General features: G+C 50.5%; 15 protein-coding genes. 11 read left to right on the top strand and 4 right to left on the bottom strand.

Features of this window, described 5'->3' with window-relative positions:
• Positions 1-77 precede the first annotated feature (77 nt).
• Genes IMCC21906_RS02735 through IMCC21906_RS02725 form a run of 3 tightly spaced genes read left to right on the top strand, consistent with a single transcriptional unit; the run spans position 78 to position 1607 of the window.
• On the top strand, positions 78-566 hold the full coding sequence (locus IMCC21906_RS02735; RefSeq protein ID WP_047010884.1) for a disulfide bond formation protein B: 489 nt from the start codon (positions 78-80) through the stop codon (positions 564-566).
• Positions 566-916: a CidA/LrgA family protein gene (locus IMCC21906_RS02730; protein WP_047010883.1), complete on the top strand. Its 351-nt coding sequence runs from the start codon at positions 566-568 to the stop codon at positions 914-916. Before IMCC21906_RS02735 ends, IMCC21906_RS02730 begins: the two co-directional genes overlap by 1 nt.
• A complete protein-coding gene (locus tag IMCC21906_RS02725) occupies positions 909-1607 on the top strand; it encodes an LrgB family protein (RefSeq protein WP_047010882.1) in 699 nt (232 codons plus the stop codon). Before IMCC21906_RS02730 ends, IMCC21906_RS02725 begins: the two co-directional genes overlap by 8 nt.
• Positions 1608-1609: 2 nt before the next feature.
• On the opposite strand, the gene IMCC21906_RS16185 is transcribed toward IMCC21906_RS02725, so the two are convergent.
• Entirely contained in the window at positions 1610-2242 is a 633-nt protein-coding gene (locus tag IMCC21906_RS16185) for a TetR/AcrR family transcriptional regulator (protein ID WP_082117324.1), read from the bottom strand.
• Positions 2243-2875: 633 nt separating this feature from the next.
• Here IMCC21906_RS16185 and IMCC21906_RS02715 point away from each other — a divergent pair.
• The 8 genes from IMCC21906_RS02715 to IMCC21906_RS16575 all read left to right on the top strand — a co-directional run bounded on the left by IMCC21906_RS02715 (position 2876) and on the right by IMCC21906_RS16575 (position 12600).
• Positions 2876-5086 (top strand): TonB-dependent receptor, encoded by a 2211-nt coding sequence (locus IMCC21906_RS02715; protein WP_082117323.1) that lies wholly within the window; start codon positions 2876-2878, stop codon positions 5084-5086.
• Between the two features lie 103 nt (positions 5087-5189).
• Positions 5190-5993, top strand: a complete 804-nt coding sequence (locus IMCC21906_RS02710) for an enoyl-CoA hydratase/isomerase family protein (RefSeq protein WP_047010881.1) — start codon at positions 5190-5192, stop codon at positions 5991-5993.
• Between the two features lie 14 nt (positions 5994-6007).
• On the top strand, positions 6008-7633 hold the full coding sequence (locus IMCC21906_RS02705) for an AMP-binding protein (RefSeq protein ID WP_047010880.1): 1626 nt from the start codon (positions 6008-6010) through the stop codon (positions 7631-7633).
• Between the two features lie 10 nt (positions 7634-7643).
• Positions 7644-8789, top strand: a complete 1146-nt coding sequence (locus IMCC21906_RS02700) for an acyl-CoA dehydrogenase family protein (protein ID WP_047010879.1) — start codon at positions 7644-7646, stop codon at positions 8787-8789.
• A gap of 41 nt (positions 8790-8830) precedes the next feature.
• Entirely contained in the window at positions 8831-9799 is a 969-nt protein-coding gene (locus IMCC21906_RS02695; RefSeq protein WP_047010878.1) for a hypothetical protein, read from the top strand.
• Entirely contained in the window at positions 9796-10803 is a 1008-nt protein-coding gene (locus IMCC21906_RS02690) for a phosphotransferase family protein (RefSeq protein WP_047010877.1), read from the top strand. The genes IMCC21906_RS02695 and IMCC21906_RS02690 overlap by 4 nt, the downstream gene beginning before the upstream one ends.
• A 30-nt stretch (positions 10804-10833) precedes the next feature.
• A complete protein-coding gene (locus IMCC21906_RS02685) occupies positions 10834-12162 on the top strand; it encodes an MFS transporter (protein ID WP_047010876.1) in 1329 nt (442 codons plus the stop codon).
• 294 nt (positions 12163-12456) lie between these two features.
• Positions 12457-12600, top strand: a complete 144-nt coding sequence (locus IMCC21906_RS16575; RefSeq protein ID WP_082117322.1) for a DUF3096 domain-containing protein — start codon at positions 12457-12459, stop codon at positions 12598-12600.
• Positions 12601-12734: 134 nt separating this feature from the next.
• Here IMCC21906_RS16575 and IMCC21906_RS02680 read toward each other — a convergent pair whose 3' ends face one another.
• The 3 genes from IMCC21906_RS02680 to IMCC21906_RS02670 are packed head-to-tail and all read right to left on the bottom strand — an operon-like array spanning position 12735 to position 19413.
• Complete coding sequence (locus IMCC21906_RS02680) at positions 12735-13385, bottom strand: hypothetical protein (RefSeq protein ID WP_047010875.1); 651 nt, start codon at positions 13383-13385, stop codon at positions 12735-12737.
• 44 nt (positions 13386-13429) lie between these two features.
• Positions 13430-16744, bottom strand: coding sequence for an exodeoxyribonuclease V subunit beta (locus IMCC21906_RS02675; RefSeq protein WP_047010874.1), 3315 nt, complete (start codon positions 16742-16744; stop codon positions 13430-13432).
• Positions 16741-19413, bottom strand: coding sequence for a PD-(D/E)XK nuclease family protein (locus IMCC21906_RS02670; RefSeq protein ID WP_047010873.1), 2673 nt, complete (start codon positions 19411-19413; stop codon positions 16741-16743). The genes IMCC21906_RS02675 and IMCC21906_RS02670 overlap by 4 nt, the downstream gene beginning before the upstream one ends.
• Positions 19414-19429 lie beyond the last annotated feature (16 nt).

The raw sequence follows: 19429 nt of genomic DNA, 5'->3' as shown, positions 1-19429 counted from the left end.
AGCGCACAGACAATCACCGCTGGCTGACAGTACAATACCTTCAATCGTGACTTAATCACTCTAGGAGCTACACACCCGTGACCTCGCGCTGGATTTACGCATTGATTGCCGCCACCTGTGCCGCACTGCTCAGCTACGCGCTTTATACCCAGTACTTTGACGGCCTGCACCCCTGCCCCCTCTGCATGACCCAACGTGCCTTTTTTGTCTTGGCCGGGCTCACTGCCTTGGTCACCGCCCTCATCCACCCCAACGGTAAAGGCCGTAATATTGCTTCAGGACTCATCGTTTTATTTTGTGGTGGCGGCGGGGCCGTGGCCGCACGCCAAGTATGGCTGCAATCCCTCCCGGCAGATCAAGTGCCCGCCTGCGGCCCCAGCCTGGAATATATGTTTTCCAACCTGCCCTTTAGCGAGGCCTTTCAAACCTTGATGATGGGGGATGGCAACTGCGCCGAAATCGTCTGGACACTGTTCGGCTTAAGCATGCCCAATTGGGCGCTTATCGCCTATATCGGCCTTGGGCTTGCAGCCATCGTCGCCGCCCTGCCCTGGGTCAAGCGGTAATGCTGGCGGGTTTTTTTACCCTTTTTGCCTTCCAGTTATTAGGCGAGGCCCTGCAGCGTGGGCTGGGGCTGCCGTTACCCGGCCCGGTTATTGGCATGCTGCTGTTGTTTTTATTTTTAATGCTGAAAGGGGATGTGCCCGACGATTTAGAACAGGGCAGCCAGCGGCTAATCAATTTATTGCCCCTGCTACTTATGGTACCCGCCGCCGGTATGTTTTTTCTCGGCGCGGGCTTTGCCGATCAATGGCCGGGCTTTATTGCCGCAATATCGCTAGGCACTTTGGCCACTTTAATTTTTAGCGGCTTGCTATTGAAAGCCCTCAGTCGTAAACGAGCAAAACATGACTGAGCTGTTACACAGTCCCCTTTTTGCCGTAACCCTAACCCTGGCGGCCTATATATTGGCCTTAAAAGCCTATCAACACAGTGGTCGCTTTGCCCTGCTCCACCCGACCATTAGTGGCGCCTGTATTATCGCCGCGGCTCTCTACGCCTTAGATCGCTCCTTTAACGATTACTACGCCAATGTCGATTGGTTGTTGTTTTTCCTGGGCCCCGCCACCGTGGCCCTCGCCATTCCACTGTATCGGCAATTGCATTTGCTTAAAGATATTGCGGCGCCGCTGCTTATCACTACGATATTAGGGGCCTCATTTGCCTGTCTCTCCGCGCTGGCTCTGGCATGGATTTTTGGCGCCAACCACCAAACCTTATTATCACTCACCACCAAATCGGTCACGACCCCAATTGCCATCGTAGTGACAGAAGGGATTGGCGGCGTGATTGCCGTTGCTGTGTCGTCAGTGATTCTGACCGGCGTGGTTGCCATTGCCAGTATCGAGTGGCTGTTCAAAAAACTAGGGATTGAGGATGATCGGCTATGGGGGTTTTGCCTAGGGTTGGCTGCTCATGCCATTGGCACGTCTCGAGCATTTGAACGCAGCCCTGTAGCCGGAGCGTTTTCCAGCTTGGCACTCTGCTTAACCGGTTCGTTTACCGCAATAGCGGTACCATTAGCAGCGCAGTGGTTTAGAGTTTGAAGCTAGGCTTTCTTCTTAGGTAAAAAATAGCGGCAATAGTCTTTTAAAGATTCCAAGGTTCGAGGAATATTGACTGCCTCTGGCGAAACCAACCACTGATAAACCATGCCATAAATGTGACTGTAGTAGTCAATCGTAAATTGGGGCACGTCCAAGTCTTCCCGCAGCTCACCGTTCACGACACCCTGTATCAACATTTGGCCCAGGGAGTTACGAGATTCGGTGTTGTATTTAACCAACTGCTCCGTCAACACAGATGGGTGCCCTAACGAGTCGAACCACAGGGTATACATGACCTTAACGTTGTTGGGGTCCTTGTCGATAATAGCGCCAACCGCATCGATGCGATGAAGCACTGCGTCCATTCCCTCCCGGCCACCGGTGTATTCTTGTAACACGCAGTACCAAAGCTCGCGGTGCATTTTCAGAATCCGTAAAAACAATTCTTCTTTGCAACCAAAACGGGCGCTGGCCAAGCCTCGACTATAGCCGGCCCGCTCACCCACTTCTTTAAGTGTGGTCTTCTCAGTGCCCAGTTCCAGCACTAGCTCAGTGGCCACCTCAAGCATTTTCTGATCTGAAATCGCCACGCGCTCGGCCTGGGTTAATCTCGGTTGGGTATCAGATCGGCTCATAATAGGTCATCACGTAATACGTTATCAGTTAGGGTATTGCTGACTCATCACTTTCAAACAGAATGCCGCTGTTAGTATTGGCGGTTATAGCGGCGAGTTTGGCTATAATAATCAACTTATTTGTTTAAAACAAATAAATTAGTATCCATTTAGCCCTACCGGGGTTGACCAAACCCACGCCAGGAACAATTAATACGACCAAAAAAAATGGCAAAAAATCGACACAAGATCATGATTTTAAATAATTTTCTCTATTCAGCTAATATGAGAACTAGAAACATGGACAGCTACGCTCGGACATAATTTGATATAAAAAAATATTAGAAAAATAGATCTTCATATACCAATATAAACTTGTTTGCTCCAAACAAATATATTGACGTCCTATAGAAAAGCCAGATAGGATGCCCAACATGAGAGATGTGGCAGCAAAGTCCTGCAGTCCCTCGGCAATTACGACAGACAAGAGCTGCGCTAATAAAAAGACCTGTGTTGTCCCGGTGCCAAAGCAAGTAACACCAGCATATTTAGACAACCGTTTGAGCAACAAGACAACAGGTCTTGCCGAGTAGGGGCATACCCCCATCACTCTGAGAACAACATTTAAAAAATAACTTCATAAAGGTCAGATCCATGAAGAACACCATAGGTAAGCTAAGCCTCATCTGTTTAACTCTGCCAGCAGCAGCTAACCTTCATGCGGCATCTCGCGAGAGTACTGCACTGGAGGAGGTTGTTGTGACGGCTGAGCGACGTAGCCAGAGTATTCAGGACATTCCTGCCAGCATCTCTGCCTTTGACGAAAATGCTATTCGCGATGGCGGTATTGTCGACGTCTCTGCAGTAGCACCCAAGGTCCCGGGCTTTTATGCGGGTGGCTTTGGTACCAGCAGACCGCAACTTTATATTCGCGGGATTGGTACCCGTCAATTTGATCCCGGCTCAGAGTCTTCTATTGGTGTATTTGTGGACGACGCCTACCTAGGTCGAACGGGTGGGGTATTGGGCACATTAAAAGATGTGCAACGTATTGAAGTCTTAAAAGGGCCCCAGGGCACATTGTACGGCCGCAACGTGATTGGCGGTGTTATCAATGTTGTCACCAAAGGGCCAACTGATGAATTTGAAGCCGAAGTTGAAGCAGGCATCGGTAATTACAACAGTAAAAACCTGTTTGGTGCTGTTTCTGGCCCGCTAGATGAAGAAGGCAAGATAAAAGGCCGCGCCGCACTTTGGCACAGCTACCGCGAAGGCTATATGACTAACCTGAACAGCGGCGAGCATCCCCAGGGTTTAGATAACACCGGCGGTCGCCTGCGGTTAGATTTCACACCAACTGACAGACTTCGTATTGGCCTTATTGGTGAATTTGCCGAAGACAGCGGCGATTCATTCCAAGGTGAAAGCATCGGTTCCACCACCAACCCAGACGGCACGCTGCTAGGTACGGGCTCGCCAACCAAGTCTGGCAATAAATTTAAGCAGTTTTACAACACTGACACCGACTACAACCGGGAAATCAATGCCTTTAATGCCAAGATTGAATACGATTTTGATGCTGGCACATTGGTATCTATCTCAACGTTCAGAGACATGACGTATGTCGATGACCGGGACTTTGACAACACCGACCTGGACGTAATGCGTCAGATTTCAGATGAAGACTCTGAGCAGCTGACACAAGAAATTCGCTTTGTGTCCAATCCTGATAGCAGTTTGTCATTCGATGGCAAAGTGGACTGGATTGTTGGCTTCTACTACTTCCAGGACGAAAGTGTTCACACCGATACCTTTCTCTATGGCGAAGATGCCGTCATTTACGACCCCAGCATTGATCAAGTGGATGTAACGGGTGGTGATTTTGATACTACCAGCACCGCGTATTTCGGTCAGGCCACTATCAACCTGAGCGAAAATCTGGATATGACATTGGGCTTACGCTACACCAAAGATCAAAAAGAGTCAGTCATGTTTGGTACTACCACAGACGCTTCACCGCTAGTTAGCGCCGACTTCAACGTGGTGAACCCTGAAAGTGAATTTACGTCTACTGATCCCAAAATCGTGTTTAATTATCGCCTAGGTGAAGATGCCAGCGTCTTTGCCAGCTATAGCCAAGGCTTTAAATCGGGTGGTTATCAATACACACCATTAACCGCATCACAAGCCAGTATTGTTTTTGATCCTGAAGAGCTGGAAGCCTACGAAGTTGGTTTTAAATCACAATGGCTAGGCCGTTCATTAACCTTTAATGGCTCAGTATATCAATTCGATTACACCGATATTCAGGTATCCCGGGTCGTTGAATTAGCCGATGGCAGCACACCTTCACTGATAGATAACGCGGGTGAAAGCCGTATTCGCGGCCTTGAATTGGACCTGTTATATCGTCCACTGGCTTCTCTCACCTTGAGCTTTGCCTACGCCTATACCGATGCCAAATACTTGAGCTACGTCGCTAGCGAAGGTGTTGATTACTCCGACACCCGAATGGTTCGCGCTCCAGAGCACTCCTTCAATATTGGTGCCGAATACTACACGCCTATTGGTAACGGTATGGATCTTATCCTGCGGGCAGATTATGCCTACAACGATGAGTTCTTCCATGAGCCCGGTGAAGCCGATGCCAAATACGGCAGCACAGCGCCTTTCACCAAAGAAGACGCTTATGGCTTAGCCAGTTTGCGAGCCACCGTAACCAATGATGAATGGCGTTTTAGCCTCTGGGCAAACAATGTGCTGGATGAAGAGTACCGCAGCACTATTCTCGCGCTGCCCGGTCAGGTGATTAATATCTACGGCCTGCCAAGAACCTTTGGTGCCTCAGTATCATGGACCTACTAAACAGCAAGGTTTTTTGTCCACCCACTTTGTAAATGCAAAACCATCATGGGTCGCGGCCTGGTTGCTACGACCCATGACAGAATAAAGCTCGCTGGAGTAAAAAATGGCTAATCAATACCCAACGCTGAAAATAGAACATCGGGGGCAAATAGATATTCTGACCATGAATCGCCCCGAGGCAATGAACGCCTTAAATAAGCAGTTATTTTCAGACTTACAGAATTACTATACCAGCCTGCAAGATAACTACGACGTTCGTCTCGTCATTATGCGCGGCGAGGGTCGCTCCTTTTGCGTTGGCGGCGATCTCAACTCAAGTGCCTTTGCCGAGGGTGAAGGTCGCGAAGTACAGCAATATGAAACCCAGCGCCAAGCGTCATCTCTTATTCGCTTGATGCGCAGCTGCCCCCAACCCATTATTGCCCTCTGCCACGGTCCTGTTTGTGGTGGTGGATTCTCTCTGGCTTTGGCTGCAGATGTTCGCATTGCCTCAACTTGCGCCCGTATGAACGCGGCCTATATAAAAATAGGTCTAAGTGGCAACGATATGGGATCCGGGTATTTTCTACCCCGATTAATCGGTCTTTCTAATGCATCGTTAATTCTATACACCGGCCGCTTTGTCAAAGCTGAGCAAGCGCTGCAAATGGGCCTGGTTTCTGATGTCGTTGAGCTTGAGCAATTGCTTGAGAGCGGCTTGAGTCTGGCCGACGAAATGCTCCAAGCCTCACCCTTGGGCTTACGCCTGACCAAAGATGCCATTAATGCCCTGATCGATGCACCCAGCCTCGAGTCGGCTGTTGCCATAGAAGACCGGCAGCAAAATCTGCTAATGGGAACTGCCGACCATAAAGAGGCCGTTCAAGCATTCCGTGAAAAGCGCCGCCCTGAATATAAGAACTGCTGAGTAGAGAGAAAATTATGAAAGGTTTAATGATGGATGAGCCCTTGCTGCTTTCACGGCTCATCGACTACGCAGCAGATCATCACGGTAAAACTGAAGTTGTAGCCAGAAAAATTAATGGCCAGATTGAACGCAGCAACTGGCAAGACATTCGCTCTCGTAGCAAATGCCTGGCAAAGGCGCTGTTAGCCAATGGCTTCAATAGTGAAACCCGATTTTCATCCCTTACCTGGAACACCGCTAACCATATGGAAGTGTTCTACGGTGTGCTGGGCTTAGGCGCACCACTCCATACCCTAAACCCTCGACTCACCGTTAACGACCTTGGCTATATGATCGGTTTAATGGAAGACACCGTGTGTTTTTATGACGCCGATACCCAGCCACTTGCCGAGCAAATTGATCAACATTGCAGCGCAATCCAACACTGGATTTACTTAGATGAAGGCGAGCCACTTCCTACAAGCAGTTTACGTAACAGCATTGCGTTATCAGAATTGAAAAAAGGCTTTGATGACAACTTTGAATGGCCGGTGTTTGATGAACGTGATGCCGCCACAGTGTGCTTCACCTCTGGCACCACCGGCAGACCCAAAGGCGTTGCTTACAGCCATCGCAGCCTGACCTTGTGCGCGATGAATATGACCATGGTAGATATGTACGGTAGTGCCAATAACGGCGAGCGCATTTGCGCCATGCCCGTCGCGCCAATATTTCATGCCAATGGTTGGATGATGCCCTTCTCTGCCCCGATGAATGGCCACAAACTAGTATTACCCGGCAGAGACTTTACCCCTCAAAGCATTGTAGAAATGTTAGACAGCGAGCAGGTCACTATTGCTGGCGCGGTTCCCACTGTCTGGAACGATCTTCTCAAAGAAGTGGATAAGCGCGGCCTTACACTGTCATCACTGGGCACCGCATTAGTCGCTGGCACGGCTATTCCAGAACGATTATTTGACGCTCTGGAATCACGGTATATTGCCGTACGCACAACGTGGGGAATGACTGAAGTCCCCGGTGCCACTCGCGCCAGTCTACCCCCAGGTTCTCAAGATTTAACCGATGCCCAGCGCCGCGTCTTGACCACCTCCCGCCAAGGCCGTGTGGCTTTTCAAGCCGATTTACGTATTGTCGATGACAATGGCAAGCCTTTACCCCACAACGGCGAAGTGGCTGGCGCATTACAGGTTAAAGGCCCCACTGTTGCCGCTCGTTATGTTGGTGAACCCGAAGAGAAAACCATGGACTGGCTGGAGACTGGCGATATTGCCAAGATTTATCCGGACAGCACGATGCAAATCGTTGATCGCGCCAAAGATGTTATTAAATCAGGCGGTGAATGGATTAGCTCGCCCCAGCTGGAAGCCGCTGCGATCAGTCACCCGGATATCGAATTGGCCGCAGCCATTGCCGTCCCACACCCCCGCTGGCAAGAGCGCCCACTTCTGCTGTGCACCCTTAAAGCTGATGCCAAGGTGGATAGCCAAACCCTAAAAAATCACATGGCCTTAACACTCGCAAAATGGTGGCTGCCGGAAGAAATAAAGTTTATCGACACAATGCCTCTTACCCCCACAGGCAAAATCAATAAATTGGCGTTGCGCCAACGATTTGGCCAATCGGCGGCTGCGGAATTTTAGGAGCTACGCCATGATCTTTAATCAAACCCAGCGTGAGTTCGCCGAGGCGGTTAAGCAATTTTCTCGCAAAACACTGCTACCTGACTATCAAACGCGGGAGCGGATTGGTGTGCTAGACCGTCAACTGCTTAAGCAAATTGGCGAGCTTGGGTTTCTTGGTGTCGATCTTGCCGAAGAAGTGGGTGGCATGGGTATGGACGCAGTTACCGCCGGTATCATTGCCGAAGAAATGGGCTATGGCGACTTTAATATTAGCGCCTTGCCAGTCAATGTTTCCTTGCTGGGATCTATTATTCAACGCCACGCCCACCCCGATGTGGCCATTGAATGGATACCCAAAATGATCTCGGGAGAAGCGCTGGTCGCTATCTGCCTCACCGAACCCCGAGGCGGCTCTGACGCCGCCGCACTGCAATTTCGAGCAACACGCGATGGCAGTGACTATCTCCTCAACGGCGAAAAGGCATCCATCACTTTCGCCGCTTGCGCTGATGCTTCTCTGGTTTTCGCCCGTACCGACAACGGTACCGGTGCAAGGGGCATCAGCGCTTTTTTTGTTCCCCACACGCTGCCCGGTATCTCTCAAACGCGTTACGACGATTTGGGCAGTGCTGTTATTGGCAGAGGTTCTATCTTCTACGACAATGTCCGTATTCCCAAAGAGTATTTACTGGGCGACGAAGGCAAAGGCTTTACCCAAGTGATGCAGGGCTTTGACTACAGCCGCGCACTTATCGGCCTGCAATGCTGCGGCGCCGCGCAAGCCTCTTTAGACGAAGCCTGGGCCTATAGCAAAGAACGCGAAGCCTTTGGCCGACCCATCGCTCAGTTTCAAGGAGTGAGCTTTCCCTTGGCCGAAGGTGAATCCACCATCGCCTCCATTCGCCAACTCTGCTACCACACTTTGGCATTGAGAGACGCCGACCTTCCCCATACCGCAGAAGCCGCCATGTGCAAATGGATGGGGCCCAGAAAAGCCCACGACGTTATTCACCAGTGTCTACTCACCTTTGGCCACTACGGTTGGAGCAAAGACCTGCCCCACCAACAGCGCTTGCGAGATGTGATGGGCTTAGAAATAGGCGACGGCACCGCTGGCATCATGAAACAGATTATCGCCAGAGAACGAGTTGGCCGAGCAGCTATCCAGTATTAAAAACACATCGAAATAATTTACCAGACCAATGGCAGAATATTATGAGTAATACATCAGACTTCACCATAAATGTGATTCCTGAAGCCCCAGATGCGGGCTACCAAGCTGAAGATGATCTTCGCCACCGCCCTCTTCCCGGCGGCAAGATGCGTGACTCGCTGTTTTGGGAAATGATCATGCCCGATGAAAAGCTAGGCTTTCAGGCCTATCTTTATTTGGCGGGCACTGGCCAAGCGGGCTTCAATGTCATTGTCTGGGGTGAGCAAGAAAAACCTTATGTATTGGAGCTAGGTCATGGCGAAGTCAGCGATGATATGGACTTTGATAATTTTCAGTTACAAGGTCTCTCACTGAGCCAACCTGAGCTGCGTAAAACCGCTTGCCTGCGTTATGAGAGCGACAAGGTAAAACTGGAATACCAGTTTACCGCGCTGCACGATGCCTTTAGTTTTCGGCAGAATCCCCAAGGACTACCCAAGTGGTTTGCCCTTAATCGCTTTGAGCAAACCGGCCATGTTAAGGGCTTTTTAGAATTTGATGGTCGCCGCATAGAATGGGATCGCATTGGCCATCGCGACCATTCATGGGGTACCCGGCAATGGGGTGTCCCCCACCACTGGAAATGGCTCATTGCCTACAGCCCAGATGGCCGCCATATTGTTAATGGCTGGATTTACATCGCCAAAGGCGAAATCGGCTTTGCCGGTTACGTGGTCAAAGACGGTGATTTGCTGCCGATCGACCACATCAAGCACCACGCCGACTACGATGATGATATGGGCCAAATGCATCTTGAAGCCGACATTATTGATACCCGAGGCGGGGTAACCCATTTAGAAATGGATCGCTTTGCCCTGGTCAGACTTCCCACCAATGACAAGATGGACACCATGATTATGGAGGCTGCCTGCCACGCCAAAATTGATGGTCATGCCGCTGCCGGGCAGTTTGAAACCCACTGGCCTAAATCCTATATCGAATACTTATCAGCTTTGAATAAAAAATCATGAACTGGACCTGGACGGAAGAAACACTGAGCCGCCTGCAAGCATTTTTGTCTGCAAAAGGCCTATGCGAAGGCGAGATTAGCACCACGCCGATTGGCGATGGCCACTCAAACTTAACGTACTTGGTTAGCGATGGTAAGCGCAGCATGGTGGTCCGCCGGCCACCACCTCCGCCACTGCCACCCGGCGCTCACGATGTACTGCGTGAAGCCCGGTTGATTAAAGCACTAGAGGGCAGCGACGTGCCGATTGCCCGAGTGCTGGCAGTGGATGATCAGCTACAGGTATTGGATGTGCCCTTTTATGTCATGGAGTACGTGCCCGGCGAAGTAATTACCGAGCGTACGCCTGACGCCCTATCGGCACCCAAAACTCGACAGGCTATTGGCGAAGCTTTAATCGATACCTTGGCGGCTCTGCACAAAGTCGATTGGGCCAAGCAAGGTCTCGGCAACTTCGGCAAACCCGACGGCTTTAATCGCCGCCACTATAAGCGCATCCGCAGTTTAATCAGTAATGATGAAGGCCAAGTGCCTGAAAACTTTGCCGCGCTGGACAACTGGCTGTCAGCACAAATACCCGAAGAGAGTGGCGCCTGCATCATCCACAACGACTTTCGGATTGGCAATATTATGTGGGGCGCCCAAGCCCCGGCAACATTGCTGGCCGTTTTGGATTGGGAACTGGCCACGCTCGGTGATCCGCTGATGGATCTGGCCTATTTTCTCAACTGTTATCCCGAACATGGTCAGTCCCGCACACCTACCGAAGACTTGGCAACGGCGGTGCTGGAACAAGGCTACCCAAGCCCCGCATCATTAACAGAACGCTACGCCCAGCAAAGCGGTAGAAATATTAGCGGCCTGCAGTGGTACCGGGTTTTTGTTAATTGGAAATTAGCTATTCTTTACGAATACTCAAGACAACGCGGCGAAGACGCTTACTACGCAGAACCCGGTCTAGTCGAACGATTTTTAAACGCGGCAAGTGATCTTGCAAAACTGTAGTCCATCACACATGATCAAGTGAGAATAACAATGAAAGCAAATTCAAAAACTGTCGTGCACAATGCCGCTAGCGACGACCCCTACGACAGTAAAAAATATCAATATTTTTCGCTGTGCTTATTAATGACGGCTTATGTTTTTAATTTTATTGACCGGCAAATTCTATCTATTTTGCAAGAACCCATTAAGGAGGAATTACTCCTTTCCGATACACAACTGGGTTTATTAACCGGTTTTGCTTTTGCCGTGTTTTACGTGGTGATGGGGCTACCCATTGCCCGCTGGGCAGATCGAGGCAATCGCCGGAATATTGTCTCGCTTGCTGTAGGTATCTGGAGTTTATTTACCGCACTCAGTGGTTTAGTCACCGGTTTTTTTCAATTACTGCTGGTACGAATTGGCGTCGGGGTTGGCGAAGCGGGATGTAGCCCGCCGTCCCACTCTATTATTTCCGACATCTTTTCTCGCTACGAGCGAGCAACCGCCATTGGCTTGTACACGGTTGGCGTCAACATCGGTGTGTTGCTGGGATTTTTGGCAGGCGGCTGGCTCAACGAATTCTTTGGCTGGCGAGTCGCTTTTTTTGCCGTGGGCATACCCGGTGTTATTCTCGCTATCTGTATTCGCGTGTTTTTACACGAGCCCAAACGCGGCCGCACCGAACCCGAGACGATGCAAGAAACGGGTGCGCCGGCTCCCTCTTTAGGGTTTGTATTTAACAAGCTATGGCGCTTAAAAACCTTCCGGCATATGGGTGCTGCAGCCGCGTTTATCGCCTTTGCGGGCTACGGCTTGCTCAACTGGTTGCCATCATTTTTTATTCGGGTGCACGACCTTAGTACTGCCACCGTCGGCACATGGTTTGCGCTTATTTTAGGTGTGGGTGGTGGCCTGGGGACGTGGTTTGTTGGTTACTTCTCTGATCGCTTTGGTCGCCGGGACGAACGCTGGTATTTATGGATCACCGCCATATCGATCGCTGTTTACTTACCTTTCTTAATCGGTATATTTCTGGTCGACAACCCAACACTCGGGTTGATGTGCTACATCATTCCCGGCATTTTTCTCACTACCTATTTGCCGCCAATTATCGCCGTTACCCACAATCTCGTCCCCAATAGAATGCGAGCCTTATCCTCAGCGATTGTTTACCTGATTTTAAATCTGATTGGTTTAGGTTTGGGCCCCCTCAGCATTGGCTTTATTAGCGATTTGCTCACTCCCAGTTTGGGTAACGACGGTCTTCGATATGCCATGCTTATCACTATTCCAATAGCGGCAATCATGGGTATTGTGCACTTATTATTAGCTGCCAAATCTATCCGCAAAGATATTGCGGACCAAGGGGAGGCTATTTAATTTAAGAATGTCGACGGGTTTGGCTGTTATCTTTCTTCTCTGGATAACGGCCAAACAAGCTATTCAGCCCCACGTATGTATCTCCCCCCTCAAAGCCTTGTCTAAAAAAATGACAACATTCAATAAGAAGCGGAAAAATACGGCCAACGTGCTACTTTAGTAATGAAGAGCCGAGATACAGGCCTTTCATGACCGTCTTCGCAGGGCTGCAAAACCGTCGTACGACAGCTATGACGCAACTAAATTGCGGCGTTGCGATCCATATTCTAAACATGACAACACAGGGACTTTTCAATGACGATTACCTTAGATCTTATCCCCATTCTTTCCATTGCTGCAGGGGTCGCCATTCTTATTAGGCCACGGCTGCTTAACTACATCGTCGCCGGTTACTTAATTGCCATTGGTGTCATTGATCTACTGAATCTGAGTATCTAATTGAAGGGCAGCCGTTATCGATATTAAAACACATGCAAAGTCTCGCTCAACTCTATCGATTGGCGAGACAATGTTGCTGGCAGGCTGCGTTTGAAAAGATGAACCCGAAACTAGAGCAGGTAAAGCTTCCTGCTCTAGTATTCGAATTTAAGCGGTTGACTGGGCTGGCTATTAGCCGCCACCGGCAACTTAAAGTTATTGGGCATTTTTTTCACGGTATAGATTTCCCGCAAGCCCAGGTGTCGATAACGGAAGTAATTGCTGCTTAAGGCCAGTATTTCATAGGCATCATAATGATCTGGGTCAGTGGGATCGGCAGATCTCATCCCATTTAACTCCGCCCAACCCCGAAAAATACGGAAATAAATATCTTCCGACACACCCCAAAAGCCTACCTCAGACTGGGAGGTAATGGCCCCGCTGGCAGAGGTAAAACGAAAATCAATGCGATAGGTGCCGTCAGTTAACCTTTCGATCAGCCATTCTTTGCTACCGCCATCATTGCCTTTAGCAATACCGTACCATTTACCCAGCAGCGCCCGCCGCGCCGAAGGCGTGGGCATAGTAAACGTGGGGGCAGGCCTTGTACTGGCATTAGTGGGAGGTTGCTCGCCAGCGGCAGATTCTGACGCCGGCTCTTGCTCCGCCGCCACCTTCTCTACTGTCGCCTCTAAATTATGAGGGCGCTCAGCATCGGGCTGGCGAGTACTGACATCACCACCGCCCAGGCTTGCACAGCCACAAAGCAGCAGCGCGCTTAATATTAGTGAAAACGTAGATTTCACGCAGTCCAATCTTCCTATTACGGGCACCAATAGTGCTTATTAAATTAGTCTAAAACCACTAACCGTTGATGGGCTGGAAAGTACAAGGCCGTGGAAACCGGGCATTCTACCCCAGTTGCGAGCAAAGCATTACGGTATATTGCCATTTTTGAACGATAACGGTCAGCCTCATTGCTGAAAAACGCCTCCACATTGCCCTTAGCCCTTGCTGTTTTATAGTCAATAATCCAGCATTTGTCGCCATCGGCTGAAGATTCGATAAAAATCCTGTCCAGAATAAGCGATTGCCATTGCCCGCCCACCAAGCGCCGCAGAGTTTGTTCATTAGCCTGCCATTGGTAGCTTGACAAGATCCACTGGCCCGAAGGACAACGCTGGGTATTATCCAACAATTGCAGCAGTTGATCTGCGCTGTTATCCAAGCCCGGCTCGGGGTGGCAGTGATGCCGCAGCCGCAGCAATATTCGCGACCGCAGCTGTTCGCGGTCTGTAAATAAATAATTACGCTCCCCGTTCTTGCCAAGCTTTTCCATTAACTCATGGAAGACAATACCCACAGCACGCTGCTCGATATTATCTTCTAATACCGCATTCTCGCTGTGCCGCTGAGCTTGCTGCAGTGGTGACAGCGTCAGCGCTGGAGGCTCAAAAATGGACTGCAAACTCATATCCAGTGCCTTTAATCGCGGTGCCATCGGCACCCGGAGCTGGTTTTCCTCATCGCTTTCAGTGAAGCAACGCGCATCATCATAAGCCGGTGCCACCGAGTCCCATAACCGACCTAAAAAAGACGAAGACTCTGGCTTTAACTCCCCTGCCTTGTCTTCGCTCACCAAACCAAAGAGATGCAGGTGGGCTTTGGCTCGAGTGAGGGCCACGTAGAGTTGCCGGTCTAGCTCTTCGTCCAACGCTTGTCGACGTTGGGCGTCTAAAAACGCGTAAACCCGGCTTGCTGGCTCATCACCAGCTTGGGGTTTGGGCGCAAACACCATGTGCCCCTGAAGCCGCCGCCACACCAGCAGCGGACTGTCTTCGTTGCGCCCTCGCCCACCCAGCCCCGGCAGCATCACCACATCAAATTCCAGCCCCTTAGATTTATGTACAGTCATCAACTCAACATTGCTCGCTGGCGGAGTGGCAAACAAGCGAGCAATTGCCGCCTCAAAGGCATGGATATCTTCCAATATGCCCGCTGGAGCATGCTCGTTCAGCAACGCTAGCACCCGGTCTACATCACGATACTCGGCGTCACTGACGCAGGCAGGACCACCCAATGAATGCCAGCTGCTACGCAAAGCCCAGCGTAAGTCCCGGCTTTGGGGCTGCGCCTCTATCCACAAAACTATCTCCACCAGCTTTGCTCGTGCCGCTTCGCCCGCCTCACTCAGAGCAAGCTCGCCATGAATCAGCGCATCTCGCAATAAGCCCCCGGCCATTCGCAGACGACGTATATCATCCCAACTCAAACCGACAAAGGGTGCCCGCAGCAGCCTTGCCCACGCCACATCGTCAGCCTCATGCCAGAGCGCCCGTAACAAGGCCGTAAAATCCAGCACCGCCGGTGTTTGCGACAAGGTATCGATGTCCTGCCCAGAAAAAGGGATATCGGCTTGTTTTAGCGCGGGGATAATTCTAGCTAAATGGCTACGGCTACGAACCAGAATGGCGATACGCCGCTCCTGCCCAGTTTGAGCATCTTCAGCTTGATAAGCTTTAATTAGCGCAACAATATCGTCGGCCTCGGCATTCCCAGCTTGAACCTTTGCCTTAACATTAAAGCCCTGCCGCTGAGGGTGAATATGTAGCTGTCCCGGCATGTTTCGCTGGGGTTCAGCTGCCGTATAGCTGCGGCCTTTATTCGAAAATATCTGCTGAAAACTGTGATTCACCCAATTCACCAGCATGGCTGCAGACCGGAAATTTGCCGTAAGCTGCAGCTGCTCTAAAGTGCGATTGGCAAATCGCCCCTCTTGAATCAACTCGTCAAACAACTCGACCAGACTGCCCCGAAACGCGTAGATAGACTGCTGCAAATCCCCGCAGAAAAATACGCTGCGACCATCGCCTTCCTGCCAATCTTGGCAGAGGTTTTTTAGCAGCTGAATTTGGCTAACGGAGGTGTCTTGCATTTCGTCCACCAAAATATGCGCAATGCGATCTTCCTCCAGAATGGCCTCACCAACATCAAGCTCACCAGGGCGCAGCGCATAAATCGCCCGCTGGGCAATTTCGCCAAAATCCACCCCGCCCCGACGCTCAAACTCTAAGCGCAAATACGCGACCAGGTATTTCAGTGCGCAGCGGAAATCATCCACCAATTGGCGACTACTGGCAGGCATAACAAGCGGTGGCAAACTGGCAAGATTAACAAAGGCCGCAGACAGCGGCTCATAGTCGTCATTGTCTTGACGGCGACTCAACCAATCTTTGGCTATTTGAGTGCCGGGCTCACCCTTAATAAATTTGGCGTAGTGAACTGAGCCGGGTTTATACAGTTCGCCCTTACCGCTGAGCATCGTAGCTGCAAGCTGTTGCATCAGATCAAACTGTTGAACCGGATCGGCCATTGATACATCTACATCGGCGGCCCAAGCGTGCTGATCATTAAAACCGGATGATTCTACAAAAGCCGAGAGCAATGTGCTGATATCACGCTTTTTCAGCACCGCTATTTCACGGTGAAAAATTCCTAACACTTCTTGCTGAAGTGCCTCTTCCATAAGCTCGGCATCGCCATTCACAATATCGTCCAGCCACTGATCCCGCTTCGCCAGTAACGAAGACAACAAAGGCAGCAGACTTTCGATACGGTTGCTGCCATAGGCAAGCAGTCGCTCCAAAGCGCCTTTTAAATCTTCTGGGCAACTGGGATCATCCAACTCTCTGAACAACTGCAAAATTGCATTGCGATAAAGTGCGTCGCTGTCCGTCAGGGGGCTAGCCGCGCCCATGCCAGACAGCAGCGGCAAACGCCGTGTAATGCTGCCGCAAAAACTATCAAAAGTAGCAATACGAAGTCGGGCGCTGTTTTCCAATAACTGCCATTGGCGCTGGGCGTCCCTCGCCAACACCGCCGCCACCGCGTCATTTATAGCCTGTTCAAAGGGGTTATCTGAGGAGCCCGCCGGGTCGGCCATTAATGCGGTCATCACCCGCTCTTTAATTTCACCGGCGGCCTTATTGGTAAACGTAATGGCGACAACCTGCTCAGGCTGCTCCACGGTGAGTAAGCAGCGCAGGTAGCGCAATAACAACACGCCGGTTTTGCCTGAGCCCGCAGGCGCTCTCACTAATACAGATTTACTCGGATCTACAGCACGATCGCGCTGGGCTTGATCGGGGGGAAGTTGCTGACTCATTCTTCAGCCTCCCCATGCTGATCCTCACCCCGGAGCAGCGGTAACAAAAAGCTACTGAACCCCCGACTGTGGTTACGGCTAAAATCGTGGGCAATGTTGCCCCCAAGAATACCTTGAGCCATTGCCGACAAGGCCTTTTGCCACGCCGCCATTTCCGCATCCCATTTGTCGGAGCTATCGACATCGGTATTTTTGCTGGCCCGCTTAGGAATCACGCTGTTAGCCCAATTACTGCGCATATGAATAGCCAGGTCCTCCGGGCTTTTCACCTGCGCCAGCATCACCCCATCGACACCTCGCCCGGCCTCGGCCTCGACCAAGGCATATATCGGTAGCTGGGGCTCAGTCATTTCGTCAACGTTTAGCGCCTTACCCTGAACTTGCCCGGTTTTGTAGTCGATCAGCAACGTATGCTCACCCACCCTGTCGATGCGATCTATCCGCAGCCGGAGGGGGATCCCCATAAACTCACACTCCCGCTCCTGCTCGGTAGCCACAACCTCAAAAGCCTCTATTCTTTGTTTTTCTTTTTCATGCAACCATGCGCTAAGCAAGCTTATTAAACGACGCTTTTCCAAACCTTTAAGGGCTTCACCATAACGACTGCTTTTTAACTCAGGGTAGGTAAATGCCTTTTGCACACAGCGACTTACCATCTCAGTAAATTGTGCATCCGTCATCGCTAACAGGGTTTTGCTATCGACGACCTCTTCCCAAAAATACTGCAGACTATCGTGTACTAAAATACCCTGAACCCGATGGTCCAAGCCTTCCTCCGAAGCCGGAAATTCTTTTAAATTAAGACGGTATTTTAAAAAGGCAAAAAAGGGACTTGAAGCATATTCTTTAAACAATCCTGTGCCGCCTTTTAACTTTTTTCTTTCCTCAACATCAACACTATTTACATCATCATTTTGCGTCTTAATTAAATCGGCAGAACACGTATAAGATAGCGCTATTTCGCTAAATTTGTGCTCAGAAAATTCATTCAAAAGACTGCTTAACGCCAATGGACTACCCGCTTCATTTTGACGGCAATAGCTAACGTAAACAATGGGGGCACTAAGCAATAAGGCATCTAACAAGCGCTGGTCTCGTTTCAACATTAATGCGGGCTGGCTATCAGGAATACCTGAATTTTTCTGCAAGTGAAGGGGTAAAAACGCCGACGGCTCGGCTCTTCTGGGCAAGGCCGAATCATCCAAACCCATGATCCAAGTTGCATCAAACTGTCGACCAAAGGCATCGTCATAGGACATCACTCGCACCGGGCAATGGCAATCACGAGTAATAGAAAAGCGCTTGGTAGACAGTATATGTTGCAACCAAGACAGCGCATCGCCGTGATTAATTGGCCCCAGCTGCCTATCCAGTGCACGAAACACGTCCATTGCCTGACTAAAACCACGGCGACACTGCATAACCACCAAATCATTATCGTCAGCATTTGGCCAGCCAGAACAAAGCAATAAATTGTCGAAAAAACGTACCCAAACTGACGGGAGCTGACGATTAGGTGCGGCGCTTATGAGTTCATCGAGTTCCTGTAACGGCGCGAGAATTTCTGGATCTTCAGCAATAATTTTTGTTGATAAAGCAAGCGCCGACTTTAAACTTGATTCAGGCCCCATTCGATCCCGCCAGCGTAAATCCAAGCTCGCTCTTTCACTGCGTTTTTCAGGCCATCCTCGTACAAACCTAGAGCGCAATATGCGACTTAAATGTTCTGTTTCTAATTTATTAGTATTAAGCGATATCACATCCCAGGCTGCACGAATCAGAGGAAAAGATAAAATCTTTTCGCTGCCCTCAAACAACCAGGGTTCAGCTGACGACGGCGCAAGTTTTGGAAATAAACTGGCGGGGTGGAGCTGACGGGATAACGCACTGTTTAGGGCATGTTGATAGCGCGTCATATCTGGCACCACTATCGCCACACTGGCTGCTTGAGGCAGCGTAGGCAACAGCTCGACCAACCACTGGGCAACCGCCTCACATTCTTGCTGGAGCTGTTGGCTAACAAGCAACTTAACATCAGGGGAGGGTGCGGCTTCGACAGAACGCAACTGCAGCCCCTGACTTTGTTGCTGACAAACCGTAACAAACTCTGCCATAGCGGGACTTAACTGCAGCTGCTCACTACAAATGACATAGTCCGGCAGAGGCAGACGACCGTCGCCAAGCAAGGCCAACAAATGCGCTGGCAACTGCTGACTACTTAAAGCCTGCTGCTGGTCTAACTGCTGTTGCAGAGCGATTCGCCAATGATAAAAACCCTGAAACTCCGGCGAAAACAAATAATCTTCCCGACGAGTTTCCAGCTGATACTCAGCATGCAGCTGAAAGGCATCCACAAACTGGCGTGTAATCGCCAATGGGTTAAGACAATTGGCAGGGAAGTACTCACTATCTTCAATAATCTTGCGGGCTAAGGCCAGCAGCTGAATAGGGCGCAACACTTGTTTGTCGGGAAAACTACTATCCCACAGTTCGGCCAGCCACTGATCGGCAGGCATAACAGAGATCGTCTCCAGAAAGGCTTGGTCGTGGCCACCCCGCAACGTCGCCAGCGCGTCTCGGCATTGGCGCGCCGCAGCGTCATTAGGCATTAACACCACGCATTCGCCCTGCAAGGAGAGCAGCTCATCCAAGCCAATTGACCTCAACATTCATCCCTCAAGTAAA

Source organism: Spongiibacter sp. IMCC21906 (genome assembly GCF_001010805.1).
GTDB lineage: Bacteria > Pseudomonadota > Gammaproteobacteria > Pseudomonadales > Spongiibacteraceae > Spongiibacter.
The sequence above is the reverse complement of the archived record's forward strand: the minus strand, read 5'-3'. Positions and strand labels throughout refer to the sequence as shown.